The sequence below is a fragment of the Pseudomonas sp. Pse79 genome, from assembly GCF_024519615.1.
In the GTDB taxonomy this organism is placed as follows: Bacteria; Pseudomonadota; Gammaproteobacteria; order Pseudomonadales; family Pseudomonadaceae; genus Aquipseudomonas; species Aquipseudomonas veronii.
Window position 1 is genome coordinate 1 of record NZ_JALJRR010000040.1, and the last position, 15,161, is coordinate 15,161.

The following is a 15,161-nucleotide window of genomic DNA, read 5'->3' on the forward strand; positions in this document are numbered from 1 at the left end:
GGTTAACTCAGCCCGGCGCGCTGCCCCGCCTGAATCCTGGTTTAGATAACACCTCCCACCTTTGACCTTCGCTGAGATCAGTCCGTACCGTATTTCGGGTTGCGCGGACCGTACAGCAGCCCGGTACGCTGCCCTGCCGAGAGCAGGCGCGCACTGGTGATGCCCGCGATCGGATGCGCTGCGTCGGTGGAGCTGTTGATCACCTGCTTGACCGCCGCTGTGATCAACATGCCCACCAGGCCGCCGCCGTTGTTATTGTTGCCTTCCTCACTGGACGCACGCGCCGAGCCGGTCCACAGGGTGGTGCCGGTGCGCAGGTCCACCAGTTTGGCCGAGGCGGTCACCGCGGTGTTGCTGGAGATCAGCATGTACTGGGTGCCGTACTCGCTGACGGTGATGTACAGCGCTGCATCCGCACCGAAGATGTCATGCAGCTTGGCCGGCGGCACGCCCTGGATATCGTTGGCGGTGGTCAGGCCGTTCTGGCGGAAGGTTTCGTCCACCAGGGCAATCGGCAACACGTAGTAGCCGGCTTCGGCCAGCGGGTAGGTCACCTGCGAAACCATGCTGTAGGACGCCTGCACTTCCGGCGATTCATTGATCGGCGGCAGCACCAGGATCGACTTCGGCCGCGCCTGTTTGTATGCCGTGTAATCAATCGTCTTCGGTGCCGCGCAACCGCCGAGCAAGGCCAGGGCCAGCAAGGCGCCGGTGAGTTTCAATAGGCTCATTTGGTGGCGACTCCAGTCTTGGCGTTTTTCAGCAGAAAGTCCATGTACGCAGCGGATTCGGGGAACAGCGCCTTCTCGGTGCGGAACTCCTGCACCATCTGGTCATCCTTGCCCATGCTCAGGTACAGCATGCCCAGGTGGGCGTGGTAACCCGGCGGTGCTTTGCGGCCACTGGCGTTGATCTTCTGCAGATCGCGCTCCAGGGCCTCGACCTGCGCTTCCTTGGGCTCGCCCTTGAAGTACTCGTAAACCTGCGGCTGGTAGCTTTCCCATTGATACAGGGGTTGAGGCGCCGTCTGGCACCCGGCGACCGTCGCGATTGCTGTCAGCATCAGCGCCAACTTCACTGCCTTGCTCATCCGTGTACTACTCCTTGAGGGGTTGCCAATCAGTTGCGCGGGTTCCAGGCGCCGGCGTTGATGCCGTCGACCAGGCGGTTGATCGCTTCACGCATGGCCAGGTCGAGCACCTTGCCATTGAGGGTGGAGTCGTAGCTGGCGGTGCCGCCGAAGCCGATCACTTCACGGTTGGACAGCGCGTACTCACCGGCACCCTGGGTGGAATACACCACTTCGGAAGTGCTGATGTTGACGATATTCAACGCGACTTTGGCGTAGGCCACTTGCGTCTTGCCACGGCCGAGGATGCCGAACAACTGGCGGTCGCCGGTTTCTTTGCGGCCGAACTCGGTCACATCGCCGGTCACCACGTAATCAGCGCCTTTGAGCTTCTGCACGGTGCCTTTGATCGCGGCTTCCTGGGAAATTTCGCCCATGTTGTCGCGGTCCAGCACGCTGAAGCGGTTGGTCTGCTGCAGGTGGGTGATCAGGATGGTCTTGGCCTGGCCGCCGAGACGGTCGACGCCGTCGGAGAAGATGCCACGCATGTAGCTGGAGCGGTTATCGAACTTGCCCACGGCAATCGGCACGCGCACGCCGGAATAGGCGACGTGGGCGCTGGCGACTTGTTCCACCGGCATCGCGCGGTTGCTCTCCGTGGCGCAACCGGCCACGGTCAGCAGCGCTGCGACGGCAACGCCGGACAGCAGGATTTGGGACAGTGTTTTCACATGTTGCTCCTAAAGTGAGGAAATCAGCAGCGCTCGGTGTAGCGAGAAACCGGGCACGAGGCGATACCCACCCCTTCGAGGTCGAAGGCGTCGGGCCAAGGGCGGCAGTTTCAGGGAGGGAGGCAGGCTGGCCTGCGCAAAGGCAAGAACTCGCGCGTAACTGACTTCATCCCTGAACATGTCGGGTCGCAACGGCTGCAGCATTTTACGGGGTTGAGAGGGGTTCTCAAGGTGTTTCGTCGGAGGGCGTGCGATGACGCACATTCCTCAAGTTTTTGGGCTATCGGTCGAGACACTGGCCTGGCTCATTCATTAATAGGGAAATTGTGTGTTGAAAACCCTCTTCCGGGCAGCGACCCTGATCGCCGCTCTGTCGATGACCGGTTGTGTGTCCTACACCGTCACCGGCCCCATTGGCGCCCCGCTCCACCCCGCCGCCATCGCCAGCCCGCGCAGCGCACAAGTCGCCGATGTGACGGTGAGCGCCGCCGACATCAACGACGCCAACAAGACCGCGATCAGCCGCTCGCTGACCGCCCAGCTCAATCAGTACGTGAGTACTGCGGGCTACTTCAAGCAGGTCACCGAATACCCCGTGCGCCTGGGTGAGCAGGACGTGTCGCTCAAGTTCAACATGACTTCCCTCAAGGGCCACCGTGGCATACACCCGGGCTATGTCCCCGGCGCCTTGCTGACGCTGACGGTCTGGATCTGGGTCAACGGCCCGATCTACGTCGACACCTTTGACGTGGCCGGCGACCTGGTGATCGTCGATCGCGATGGCAAGGAACTGGCGAGCGCCAAACACGAGGTCAAGTTCGAGCGCAACGTCGGCCTCTACGGTCGCGAATACTGGGCCCCAACCATGGGCGCCAAGCAACTGAACGAACTGGTCGCGCAACTGCTCGACACCGCTACCGCGAAGCTGGCCAAACCGTAATTTCAAGGAGCGACACATGAAAGGATTGATCAAACACAGCCTGGTCCTCGCGGCCATCTTGCTGACAGGTTGCGTGTCTTACTCGCAACACGAACTGCCGCCCGTGCAAACCTGGCCGCCGACCGCCAACGCACCGGCGCAAAAACCCACGGCGTTCGTGCGTACCACCGCGCTCCGCCAGGTCAACAGCGGCCCGGGCAACACTGCAGCCGGCGCTCCGGCGGCGTTGTGGGAAAAGGCCGTGGCGGATTCGTTTCGCCAGTCCAACCGCTTCTCGCGGGTGAGCACCGACAAGGTCGACTCGGACATCTACGCCGACGCCACCCTGTACAACAACGAACAGTTCAACATGGCCTCGGCGATCATCACTGGCGTGACGTTCTTCATCATCCCGTCCACGGCGAAGAACACCTTCACCCTGGAAACCGTGTTCAAGGACAAAGACGGCAAAGAACTCGGGCGCGTGAAAAAGAGTGAGTCGGTACGCACCTGGATGCACCTGGTGCTGATCGTGGGCATCCCGTTCCAGGCGGACACGCGGGAAGTGGTGGAGGCGTTGACGCGCAGCACGCTGGATGAGGCGGTGCAGCGCAAGTTGCTGTAACCCCGCCCCTGTAAGAGCGAGCTTGCTCGCGAAAAACCAGAGAACACCGCAGGCATTGAGCATGCCCGCGGTATCGTTGCCTGCCTCAGCTCACTTGATCAGGTCAGGTCGAGTGATCTTGAGCATCGCGGCGCTCACCGCGCCCTGAACCGAGCAGGTGATCATGCCATTGCTGGTCTTGGCCAGGTCACTGGGGGCGGGCTCGACCATCAAGATGCGTTCGGCCGTATCGGTGACCAGCTTGCCTGCATTGTCATCGCCACCCTCCGGCACCCAGGCTGATTGCTTATGCGACCAGATCTGCGCACGAGCGTAGATACCGTTGGCTTTCTCCAACTCCGTACCCGGAACTTTACTCAGCTGTGCGTAAAGCGCGTCGGGCGCCTGCTCGGTGTAGAAACCCCAGTTGATGATCCGCGAGCCCATCAGGTCCTGGTCTTCGGCGAAAAAGCCGGTCAAGGTCATACCGTCAAGCGTCAGTGGCGTGTCGAACATCCAGCGCTGGCCCATATCGGATTTTGTGCCGCCGCTGAGCGTGATCTTGCCGTTCTCCACCTTATGGGCGACACGTTCCTTGAGCCCCGGCTGGCTTACCACCGCCAGGGAGTTCTGGTCGCAGGCGAGAAAACTTTGCAGGGCAGGCGCCGCGGCGAAGCTGCTGGTGCAGGTCGCCAGAGCAGTGAGCGAGATAAACAAACGATGCATTTTCATTGAAGAGCTTCCTTGGGTCTAAACAATTGCGGGCCGGAAGGGTCGGGCGTTTAGCGGGGGATTTGCGTCCATACGGTGCCACTCCGACTTATGTCGCGTGTCAGTCAACGAGGGTTGAAGAGTCGCGTGTCAGCCCCTTATCAAGCTAAGTGTGCAGGGCGGATGAACAGCGACAACGGCCGGGCTCCGAGCTCGGCCGCCTTAAGCGCTTTTAACTTACTTGCTTTCTTTTGCCACGGTGCCCAAGGACGCATCCTTGACCAGATAACGGCCTTCCAGATCGCTCAGCACTTTGAGGCTGTTGCGCGCCACGGCAAAGCCCATTTCGACTTCCTGCTTGAGGTAAACCACCTCACCGGCCTTGACGTTGATTGGCATGTCCGCCCAGTTTTCAGCCTTGGAGCTGATCACGTGCTTGCCCGGCGTCACGAAAAAATAGATGTACTGATTACCGCGGTTGTAACCCATCTCCGAGTCGGCTTCCTTGTCATCCAGGAACACGTTGAACCGTACCAGCATCCCGACGTTGCTAGGGCGCACGACATACACCAGGCCCTTATCGGCCACGGCAGCCTTGGGCAGCGAATAGCTCGCCACGTCAGCCTGCATCTTCTCCACCGACGGGGTCGAAGAACAGCCAAACAGCGTGGCCAGGGACACAACGACAGCGCCTTTGCAGAACAACTTGATCATGTATTTCTTCCTTGTGGGTAGCGGTGGGGCGGATTCGAAAACGCCGGCGAAGGCCGGTTCAGATTTTTGATGCGTCTGGGCATCACCAGTATGTCGGCAGCGGATGGCATTGCATAAGGCATTGTGCCATCACTCTGATGCCTTGCGCGGTTTTGGGTGAGGGGCTTATAGTCCGGCCGTCGCCCAAATGGCGATCAGGTTTGGCGACCTGACAACAGAGTGCAAAAGCAATCCGCTTTCATGCAGGTGTTTTTGCACCCGCAAAGTCGTACCTTTTATGGCGGCTGTGCGCGGGAGACCCCCGGGTCTGCCGGTTTACTCTGTTGCCGGTTCGCCAACCTGCGTACAGCTGCCACCCATTCGTTTGGCGACGATTGAGTGGTGGCCTCAACCACTTAACAGAGTGCCAATTATGAACCGTTACATGCCCCTGACCGGCCACGACTGCACCGTCCCCGCACTGCTCATCGACACCCAAGCCCCCCTCGACGTCCTCCACGACGCCGCCGTGCACCGCATCCAAGCCGTCACCCAACTGCTGGAAAACCTAGCCTTTCGCGAACAGCTCAGCAGCGATGCCGTGGTGCTGCAAGACTTTGCCCATCTACTGGCGATTCCGCTGCGCGATGGGTGTGATTTGTTGGATGTGATCAGCCGCAGGCTCAATGCCGATCCAACCTGAATAAAATCGGGCGGCCTTGGTGCCGCCCCGGTTTGTGCAGATAATCAACTCTAGGCCCCACCATTAAAGAGAAATAGGGGTCAGACCACCATTATAAGACTAAGAAAAAACAGCCTTCGGACGACATACCACTCCTCGGATAACTCTCTTTTTAAAGGACTGAACAATAGTCACGAAAACTCCTTAAATGCAAAATGTGGTCTGACCCCTATTTCCCGCGTCCTGATAACATGGAGTTGACCTATACGATAAATGGAAAAACCGAAAAAGTTTTCTTTGAAAATGAGGCTCATAAGATTCCGGAGGTTATATAGTGGTTACTCAAGACGTACAGTTAGTGAAACAGATTTTTGAGCTGCTAGATGCAGGTATCGTGGATGGCTACGACTCTTTTTTTTATGAGGTAACAGTAGGTGCGGGTTATATAGAAACTGTTCTTACTGTCGAGAACAAAGGGGTTCGGGTGACGGATGCGGAAACGGATTACAATGGCGCAATCCTCTATCGTTTGGTGAAGGAGTTGAGGGAGTGCGCCACCAGACGTGGTGAAAATTGGAGTTCGTTTGTGATGACTTATGCGCGTGGTGGAGAAGTTAAAACCAGGTTCAATGCTTGATTGATAAAAGGTCTTAGATCAAAAAAGATCGGTGAAAGTGGATGAGCAGGGGCGAGGCTATCTGTTTGGCTTCGCTCGGTTACTAGGCGATGAAAGCCAACGTTGTAATTGTCCAGGTGTTGCAAGTTCAGATTGATGTTGGGGCCGACGAGGATAACATTTAATCGGAAAGAGCCGGGCTCGGTTAGGGATTCTCCGAACAAGTCCGCAAATGTGCTGAAATACGCCTGACTTCCTAATCCGAGCCGCCCATGAGCCTGGCGAGTTTTCCGACTTCGAGTAAGCGGGCAAGCGCAAGCAGTCACGCCGCGAACGATTCTGAGATGGATCAGGTCATGCCCTAGAGAGAGAAATCGCGGTCAGGCCAAGTTTTTATAAGGGTCAGCAGAATTGCGCTTTAAAAAATGAGAGTGATGGTCTGACCCTGAGGGATCCCCACAAATCTACTCCAGGCTCTGCGCCTGATGGCGCACCTCATCACGCAGGGCTTTCTCCAAGCCTTCTCGCCCACCAAAATCTGTACAACTGCGCCAATATTCCATGCCTAGCCGCCACAATGAAAGTACACGTTTCACCTTGAGGCTGTTGCTTTGATAGCGTCGTTCCAAATCACGTTCTCGCGCCTGAAGCCCGGTTAAAAAGAGGAGATTGTTGGCGAGCGCAGCAATCAACAGCAGCACCTCTATTCGCTTTGGGCACCTGCTTCGATGCAGATTCAAACCCAGCCCCAAGTGCTCACTTTTCACATCTCGGAAGCCTTCTTCGATCTGCATACGCCGCTTATAAATGGCCACGATTTTTGCTGAATTCCACTCGCTTTGCTTCAGATTGCTTGCCAGCAACCACGGCTCTCGCTCACGACTGGCGGACTGCCGGCTGAACTTGCTTTTGGCGATTGACCCAGTGACTCGTTGATGTTTACGGCCCTTGGCAGAGTGGCGAACGCAGTACAAATCAATGAAGTGAGGCGCGCTGCGGGTCATCTCAACTCGACCCAGCGACTTGGGCGAAGAGGTGGCCAGAGCATACAAATTCTTCACGGGTAACCACTCACTTTCTTCGCGACGATAAAGCTCACGGTTACGTATGCGCGCCACGTAATACCAACCTTGCGCGACTACTGCCTTCATCCATGGCCGCCGGAAGCCTGCATCAGTTACCAAGATTGGGATACAGCCATCAGGCAGCAATTGAGCCAGCGTTTTAATCAGGCGACTTTGATACCTGGGGCAACCTTCCCGCTCATGAACACATTCATAAATAGGAAACGAACGACCTGCCAGCGGGATTGCGGCTCTCAACAAGGGGCATCAATTCGAGACCAATCGACCAAGATCAGCGGATGCTTCAACGAGCCCAGCAACGCTCGTAGCATCACCCAGTAGTACAATGGGCGTTCTGATCTCAGATGCTGATTTCCCAGCAGACGGTCGACGCGCTTGATGGCATGTTTGGGATAGGCCTGACCCGGCATGGAGCGCCCGAGGCCCGTCAGTGTTAGGCGACGGCCCTGCAGTAACGAACTGACACAACTCACCAGCGTTGTCAGGCGGCGAGAATGGATTGAGGGGAGTGCTTGAGCGAGCGCTCTGTGTAAAAATCGAATGGCCTGCATGGGTTCGGGATCTTAGTTTTGTGTGGTGCAAACCAAGTTGCCGACTCATGCAGGCCTCTTCAATAATTCCAACTTCTTGATTTTTTGTAAGAAAAATCGGGGATCCCTCAGGGTCTGCCCCCTATTTTCTTCTTCCCTTACTGAACTGCCACCTTGCACCAATTAAACAACTATAACATCACCAGAATCCAGATAAATCGAATAGGATTCATAGTCACCGCTACAGTCAGCCTCGATTACAATCCTATCGCCAGAACTGAATGATACCTGCAATGTAGCAGTCTCGACTTCCTCGACCAAAACGACATCTTTCAACAAAAAATCTAACAAGGGTGCACTGGTAGATGAATCCGTGAATTCTCGTCTCCCCGAAACATCACCAACTTGATACGTCAATCCTGCTTCAACACAGAAGGAAACCTTATATGGAGGAACGCCGGGTGCAATTTGTGGGCGTGAAAAGTCCAGCCTTGTGACGCGCACACCAAAACAAACCATTTCCAAGTAACACCCGGAAAGCAGCAGAAAATCAAAATCGTCTGGCAATGTGTACATATGTCCCTCTAATTAAGTCCATAGCCTTTCAACGACGAACAGGCGGTAAAGAGTCTGGTGGAAGCGGAACATGTGTATCTCCCTGCCCGATACCCGGCTTACCTGTCGACGGATTCATCGGTTGCTTGCCGGAGTTCTGCCAACGCCAGTATCCGTCCTCATATCCTGGAACAGGTGATGAGCCAGGCGGCATAACTCTAATGTGCTCCCCTTTCGCGGGATCAGTACCAGCCGGAAAGTAGATTTCACCACCATTTCGCCCTGGTCGACTGACCCACCCTGACGGAATTACCGGTGCCTGTGGAGGGTTTGATATTTCCTCTACAGTTTGTGGAGTCTTCGCCCCACCTTTTGCACCCTGCGGTACATCAGGACCCACAGCTTCACCCTGACTACCCTTCCCTTTCCCTGCTCCAGAGCGCGAGGGTAATGTTACTCCAACTCCAGCCTTGATAGCCTCCGCCCCGAGCTTAACCAACACCCCACCGCCAGCAGAGCTGATATCTGCAGCAATTTTGCTGGAAGCGTCTAGGTTGCTCCCTATCACAAAACCTACAGCAGAAGCAGCACCACCCTGTCCCTGGGACCTAAGTTTACCTACCAGATCGACGAGTTTCTGATCATCGTTCGCCAACGAGATAGCAATACCCCTGCAGCGTTGCGGATCGCGCGCGCAGAGCGCATCCAATTCGTCATTTCTCTGCTGATCAAGGGCCGCATACCGCTCCCTAACCGCCCTTTTCTCTTGTTCCGTACTTTTGCTGTCAACCTCCCGAAGCATCTCCTCGACTTCTTTGTGGTAAAGGTAGTTAAACGTCGTCGCCTTCTGAGCAATCTGAGAGCCTTTCTCTAAATCACCATCAACCGCCGCCGCTGCTAACAACCCAGTCAGTTGTGAAAGCATCAAAGTGATGTCTTTATTGCCTTGGGCGGCCCAAGTTAATTGATTGATGAGCGCTTCATTCAACCCAGCCGCCGCAGCCCCGGTTTTGAAATCACTGCCGGTCGCTTCCGCCAGCAATCCGCCCATCAATGCATGAGCAATGATCTTTTGAGGGCTTCCATTCGGGAACGTGACGTAGTCACCCACCCAATTAAAACCGGTAGCCATCGCAACGTTGCCAGCCTCTCCCAGCAAGGCAGCATTGAAATTGTCGCCGAAACTTCCGCCCTGGATGGCCGTAGAAATCCCGCTAGAGATTACCGCCCGACCTCCAGTGCGCAGGGCGATATCACCCGCTGACGTCCAGGTGAAAATATCTTTGGAGGAGTTAGTAACCGCCAAGGTTGAGCCCGCACTCGGGTTAACACCTTGGACGGTGCTAGTACTTGCACCTGCTTTGTCGGCACCAGCGAACCAATTAGTGTCGGCATACTCCAGAGCACCCGCCGTAAAACCAGCAACCGCCGCGCTTTTAAGACTGTCGGTACTAACGGTTTCCTTCAAAGCCCTGCCGAGGTTGCCTTTGTTGTTAATGGTGCTGGTAACACCCGTAGTAGAGAAGCTCGTAGCGACCGCCAGTTGCCAGCCACCTAGACCAAAACCAGCCGGGCCCATGATCGCCGCCATCATGATCGCAATCGCAATCTTGGCACCGGCACCCAGCCCCGAGTTGTCGTACTTGAAGCTCTCGTGAATCTCCTTCACCTGGCGCCAATCAATGTCGCCACGTGCCTCAGCTTGCTTCAGCCAAGCCAGATTGGGATCAGCCTTTACCATCGCATCAACGGTCTGGCTTACGGTCTGCTGATCAACCTGTTTGACATCGATGCGAATGCCTTCGGCGGCCTTGATAACAAGCTGCCCTTGAGCAACCAGCTCGCTCTGACGCAGGGTTTCATCGGTATTGCCTTTACCTTTGGCGCTGAACCAGGAGAGGTCGCTTTTACTCTTGGTGTGGCTCTCATCGTGCAGGTCCTTGACTCCTTCAAAGACGATCGCACCGCTGCTATCGAGAATGATGTCCTTGCCGCTGTTGAGCTTGGCGACTTGGTACAACTGGTCGCCACCACTTTTCAGAGTGAGGTTTCCGCCCGCCTTGATCTCGGTGCCTACTTGAGTCGTGCGGGTTACTTCGTCCATCTGCGCCTTTTTAGCGCCCCAGCTTCCCTTCTCCTTCATGTCATACAAGGTATGCGTACTGTTCTCAGCCGCCAGCAGATTCATCCGCTCCCCGCTGTACAAATACGCCTCATTCCCCGCACTGATCTTGCTCGCCACCAGCGTCGTATCACGCCCGGCCTGACTTCTGAAATCCCCACCCGCGGTCAACACACTGGCCACTTGGGTAGTCTGCTCATCCGTCGTCTTGATGCGTTTTTTGCCGTGTTTTTCCTTACCTTCAACACTGTGCACATCGCTGACCGACACCACGTTGAAATCGCGCCCGACGTCGACATTGATGTCTTTGCCAGCGGTGGCCGTGCTACCGATGATGTTTACATCCTGCCCAGCCTTCATATTCAGATTGCCCCCCGCCGTAACGCTGGCGGCGAGGTTTTTGACGTCGGTGGTGATGCTGGATTTGTGCCCGCCGTCGCTGAATTCGTGCTTCACGCGGGTATCGCTGACGGGCAGCAGGCTGAGGTCGCGGCCAGCGGTGAGGGTGACGTCGTTGCCGCCTGCAAGCGCACCGCGATTGATGAGGTCACGACCGGCCTCCATCACCAGGTTGTCGCGGGCGCTGATGGTGCTAGTGCCGTTGTCGGTGAGGGTGCGCATGCCCGCGCCGTCGCGCACTTGAATCGCGGTGGTGTCGTTGGTGATGTCGCCTTTGAGGGCGGCGAGGTTGACTTGGGTGCCGCGAATTTCACCGGCCATGGCGTTGCGAATGCTGTCCTGGGCCAGCAAGGTCAGGTTGTTGCCCGCTTCGATCAGGCCGCCGTTGTAGAGACTGCCGCCGGCGGCGGCGGAGAGGTTGTTGCTGGCGCGCAGGGTGCCGACGTTGAGCAGGTCGCCGCCGGTGACCAGGTTGAGGTCGCGGCCCTGGATCAGGCTGCTGCCGCGTACATTGCGTGACTCGGCCTGGGCCAGGTAGAGCACCGGCACGAGGACGCTCTGGCCGTCGATCACGCGATTTTCCATCCACACGATGTCGTGGGTCAGTGCGCCGACTTGCTGGCTAGTGAGGGTCACACCGAGGCTCAGGCGCAGGGCGTCTTTGCTGGCCAGCGCGTTGTCCATCAGGTAGCGGAATTGGTCCGCGTCGCTGCTCAAGGCACTGGTGAGGAAGCGTTGGCCGGTTTGCGCGAGCACGGCGTCGCGGATCAGGCGGGTTTCGTATTGGCCATCCCCGAGACGGCGCCAGGCGGTGTCGGCGCTGAAGCCGAGTTTGTCGAGCATATAGTCGGAGCTGAAGAAGCCCGAGAGGCTGGCAAACTGGGGGTTGGTTTCGATCAGGTAGTGGCTGGTAGGGTCGGCGTTTTTGACGAACAGGCCGTACTCGCCCTTGGGCAGTTTGAAATACGGCGAGGTGGTCGGGTCGACTGGGGTGAACGCCGAGCCAGGGGCACTGGCCTGCTGGCTGAGGCTGATGTTAATGCCGCCGACGGGGATGCCAGTCTGGTCGTTGTCGAGGGTGCCGGTCAGTTGCGCTTTCTGGTTTTCCAGCAGCGTGCCGTTTTGCACGGTGTTGACGACTTTGGACAGGTCGACGGTGCCACCGGCTTGCAGGGTGGCGTTGTAGACAAGCGCATCTTTTACGGTCCAGGTGGTGACGTTACTCGCCTCGGCAAAACGCCAGTCACTGGAGCGCGCCTTGAGCGCTTCAAACGTCGCCAGGTCGAAGTGACCGGCAGCAACGGCGGCGTTGAACGCGGGGACTTCGACGTACTCAACGTGGTCCCAGTAATGTTTGTCAATTCTTCGCGGAGTGCCGATAACGATGCTGTTCTGCCCAGTGCGGGTGCCCGCGCCTTGGTTGAGCAGGTTATTCGCGACGATGCCGAGGTTGCCGTTGGCGGCCAGCAGGCTGTAACGGTTCTGGACGTTGTCGCCCTGGATCAGCATGTCTTTGCCAGCGACCAGGCGCGCGGGCGCCGAGTCCTTGAGCGCGGATTCGAGGAAGGTCTGGTTGATGCGTATCTCGCCGCGCTTGTACGAGTAGTCCCCGTCGCAGTGCTGGCCGCATTGCCAGTACACACTCCCGGTGGTCACGGTCCGTCCCAGCTCGAACACGGCCTTGGCGTTTTCTACCAATGCGGCGTTGATGCCGATGTTGCCCTCGGCTTCAACCGTGCCCGACAGGTTGCTGAACACTGCCGCCTGACCACCATCACGCGCGGCAAACGTCAGGTTGCCCTGGGTGTAAACGTCGCCATAAACGTTGCTGAAGCCGTTGCCGCGCAAGGTCAGGTCGGCACCGCTGAATAGCAGCGAATCCGCTCCATTGGTGATGCCGTTGACGGCGCTGAGGTTCACTGCACCCTGTGCACCGAGGGTGCCACGGTTGTTGATTTGCAGCGCGGCGATATCCAGTTGCTGACGTGCGGTGAGGTAGCCGAGGTTGTCGAGGGTGCCGCGCAGGTTCAGTTGGGTGGTGTTGCCCGCCAGGCGCCCACCGTTCTGGCTGAGGCTATTGGCCTGCACGCTGAGTTTTTGCAGGGCCGACACGCGGCCGCTGTTGGTCATGTCGCCGCTGAGGGTGATGCTCAGGTCGCCGTCGCTGAGCAGTTCGCCGCCGTTGTCGAGGCTGGCCACGTCAAGCACCAGGCCTTTTGCGCTGGCCATGCGGTCGCCGGCTTTGAGGGTCAGGTTCTGGGTGCTTGTGTAAGTGAGGCGTTCATTGAGTTGCACACGCCCGAGGCCATCGACAGTACCGAAGGACCAGTCGGCGGTGCCCAGGCCATTGATGTCGCCTTGGCTGCCGCTGAGGCTGGCGGTTTTGACGCGGAACAGGCCGCTGCCGGCGTGCTGCAATTGACCGGCTTGGTTGTTCAAGTGCCCGGCGTCGAGGCTGAAGGCCTGGCTACCAAACTCAAGAATGCCCTTTTGGTTGCTCACCTGACCGCTGAAGTCGAGGCTGCTGCTGGTGCCAGCCAGGCTGCGTACTTGCCCGCCTGCGCTGTTGTCGAGATTGCCGCCGCCGAGGGTCAGACCCTGGCTGGCTTCGATCAGGCCGCCACGGTTGGTGAGCGTGTCGCGAGCCGTCAGGTCCAGTCGGTTGCCGCTGATCTGGCCATTGGCGCTGTTATCGAGGGTGGCACCGTCGAAGGTTAACAATTCTTTGCCGAACAGTTTGCCGCCACGGTTGGTCAGGGCTTTAACAGTCAGCTTCAGGTTGCCGAGTTGGCTGGCCAGTGTGCCGTTGCTGTTGTCGAGCGTGTCGGCTGTCACTGTCACGGTGTTGGCGACGAGCAGGCCGCTCTGGTTATTGACGCGGCCCGCGTTGACCGTCAAGTCGCTAGCAATGATCTTGCCTTCGCTGTTGTTCAGCGCGGCACTGCTCAGCACCAGGCTGCCACCGGCCATTTCGATACGGCCCTGACGGTTGTCCAGGGACGCGCTGTCGAGGGTCGCCGCCTGGCCTTCACCGAAGCGGAGCAAACCGCCCAGGTTGACGATGGCCGGCGCATTGATCGCCAGGCTTTTTACGCCATACACCCGTGCCACTTCGCCCTGGTTGACCAATTTGGCCGCATCGATGCTGACGGTTTTACCCTGAATGACGCCGTCCTGATTGGTCAGCGTTTGCGCGGCAGTGATCGCTAATGTGCGGCTGGCCAGCAGGTTGCCGGTGGTGTTGACAGTTTGCGCGTTGACCACCAGGTCGCCGGTGGCATTGCGGCTGTTGTCGGGGGCGACGCCAGCTTCGATGATGCCGGGGTTGGTCACTGTCGTCGCATTGATTTCGATACGCTGACCGGCCGCCACACTCTTCTGGTTGACCAACGCCTGGGCGCTGGTCACTTGCACGTTGCCGGCGGCGTAGACCTTGTCGGTGAGGTCGACGTTCTGCGCCGTAACCTTGACGTTACCGGTGGCCGCTGCCTGCGCCATGCTCAAATGGCCATTGGCATCAAGCTGAATATCCCCACCACTGGCCGCCAACGTACCGTCGAGCTTCACACCCACGCCGGCTTCGGTGCCGACCAGTTTGATAGCGCCGGCGTACATGCCGCCCAAGACGCTGGAGTCGATTGCCAGCTCAGGCTTGGCACTGCCGTCATCGGCGCGTGCGGTGGCGTTCAACGTTTGTGCATCCACGTCATTGCGACCGGCAATCACGGTGAGTTGGCGCGCGTTGATCTGCGCGTTGATCTTGGCCGAGCGGGTGATGATTTCGAAGCGGTCGACGTTGCTCGCGTTCAGGCCCTGGCCGTCAATGGTCACCGCGCCGCCGTCGACCTGGTAGCTTTTCAGTTGACCGGTCGGATCGATGACGGGTTTACCGGTGGTCAGGGTGGCGTTGGGGGTGTTGATGAAGCCGCAGCCGTTGCAACTGATGCCGTAGGGGTTGGCGACGATGACCTTGGCCGACTGCCCCGCTACTTCGGTGTAGCCACGCAACTGGCTGGGGTTGCCGCCGTTGACTTCGTTGAGGATGACGCTGGCCGCGCCGCCCTTGAGGTTGGGGTTGCCGACGATGTAGCCGCCCAGCTGGGTGTTGGTCACCGCGCCGCTGGCGTTGTTGAGGATCACGCCGTTGGGGCCGACGTTGTAGTCCTTGAACTGGTTGTGCGACAGGCCACTGCCGTTCGGTGTGGCGATGTTCACCACCGGCACGCCATTGCCCGCGGCGCCGACGGTGGTGCCGGGCGCGCTGACCACGATGCCCTCGGCCTGGGCCAGCAGCGGCTGCCAGAACAGCGCGTTGGCGAGGATCAATGCCAGCCCGCGCTTGGGCAGGCCGAAGAACGCGTCGCGCGGCTTCAGGGCGGCAGAAGGTTGGCGGGCCAGGAAGGCAAATTGGCGAACATCCATTTTCAAATTCTCGATGTAACGGG

General features: G+C 58.3%; 11 protein-coding genes and 1 pseudogene. 4 read left to right on the forward strand and 8 right to left on the reverse strand.

What is annotated here, in order from left to right; all coding sequences use genetic code 11:
• Positions 1-77 precede the first annotated feature (77 nt).
• The 3 genes from NR164_RS28755 to NR164_RS28765 are packed head-to-tail and all read right to left on the reverse strand — an operon-like array spanning position 78 to position 1,800.
• Positions 78-731: a DUF799 domain-containing protein gene (locus NR164_RS28755; protein ID WP_079442601.1), complete on the reverse strand. Its 654-nt coding sequence runs from the start codon at positions 729-731 to the stop codon at positions 78-80.
• Positions 728-1,090, reverse strand: coding sequence for a DUF4810 domain-containing protein (locus NR164_RS28760; protein WP_017848623.1), 363 nt, complete (start codon positions 1,088-1,090; stop codon positions 728-730). The genes NR164_RS28755 and NR164_RS28760 overlap by 4 nt, the downstream gene beginning before the upstream one ends.
• A 29-nt stretch (positions 1,091-1,119) precedes the next feature.
• Entirely contained in the window at positions 1,120-1,800 is a 681-nt protein-coding gene (locus NR164_RS28765; protein ID WP_017848624.1) for a CsgG/HfaB family protein, read from the reverse strand.
• Positions 1,801-2,128: 328 nt separating this feature from the next.
• Here NR164_RS28765 and NR164_RS28770 point away from each other — a divergent pair, with 328 nt between their 5' ends.
• Positions 2,129-2,740 carry a hypothetical protein gene (locus NR164_RS28770; RefSeq protein WP_026140224.1) on the forward strand — a complete coding sequence of 204 codons (612 nt, stop codon included), beginning with the start codon at positions 2,129-2,131 and terminating at the stop codon, positions 2,738-2,740.
• 16 nt (positions 2,741-2,756) lie between these two features.
• The gene (locus NR164_RS28775) at positions 2,757-3,344 is read left to right on the forward strand and encodes a hypothetical protein (protein WP_079442599.1); all 588 of its coding nucleotides are present in this window, start codon (positions 2,757-2,759) and stop codon (positions 3,342-3,344) included.
• Between the two features lie 90 nt (positions 3,345-3,434).
• Here NR164_RS28775 and NR164_RS28780 read toward each other — a convergent pair whose 3' ends face one another.
• Together NR164_RS28780 and NR164_RS28785 are read right to left on the reverse strand one after the other, a co-directional pair.
• Positions 3,435-4,055 (reverse strand): hypothetical protein, encoded by a 621-nt coding sequence (locus tag NR164_RS28780; protein ID WP_046488829.1) that lies wholly within the window; start codon positions 4,053-4,055, stop codon positions 3,435-3,437.
• Between the two features lie 216 nt (positions 4,056-4,271).
• Positions 4,272-4,664 carry a DUF2846 domain-containing protein gene (locus NR164_RS28785; RefSeq protein ID WP_173677843.1) on the reverse strand — a complete coding sequence of 131 codons (393 nt, stop codon included), beginning with the start codon at positions 4,662-4,664 and terminating at the stop codon, positions 4,272-4,274.
• A gap of 508 nt (positions 4,665-5,172) precedes the next feature.
• Here NR164_RS28785 and NR164_RS28790 point away from each other — a divergent pair.
• Both NR164_RS28790 and NR164_RS28795 read left to right on the forward strand, forming a co-directional pair.
• Positions 5,173-5,430 (forward strand): hypothetical protein, encoded by a 258-nt coding sequence (locus NR164_RS28790; RefSeq protein ID WP_046488837.1) that lies wholly within the window; start codon positions 5,173-5,175, stop codon positions 5,428-5,430.
• Between the two features lie 313 nt (positions 5,431-5,743).
• The gene (locus tag NR164_RS28795) at positions 5,744-6,046 is read left to right on the forward strand and encodes a hypothetical protein (RefSeq protein WP_046385098.1); all 303 of its coding nucleotides are present in this window, start codon (positions 5,744-5,746) and stop codon (positions 6,044-6,046) included.
• A gap of 443 nt (positions 6,047-6,489) precedes the next feature.
• Here NR164_RS28795 and NR164_RS28800 read toward each other — a convergent pair.
• From NR164_RS28800 to NR164_RS28810, 3 genes and pseudogenes are all read right to left on the reverse strand, one after another.
• Positions 6,490-7,661 (reverse strand): annotated as a pseudogene (locus NR164_RS28800) (IS4 family transposase).
• A gap of 162 nt (positions 7,662-7,823) precedes the next feature.
• The gene (locus tag NR164_RS28805; protein WP_126585958.1) at positions 7,824-8,216 is read right to left on the reverse strand and encodes a hypothetical protein; all 393 of its coding nucleotides are present in this window, start codon (positions 8,214-8,216) and stop codon (positions 7,824-7,826) included.
• Between the two features lie 28 nt (positions 8,217-8,244).
• Entirely contained in the window at positions 8,245-15,138 is a 6,894-nt protein-coding gene (locus NR164_RS28810) for a DUF637 domain-containing protein (protein ID WP_256823577.1), read from the reverse strand.
• Positions 15,139-15,161: the final 23 nt, after the last annotated feature.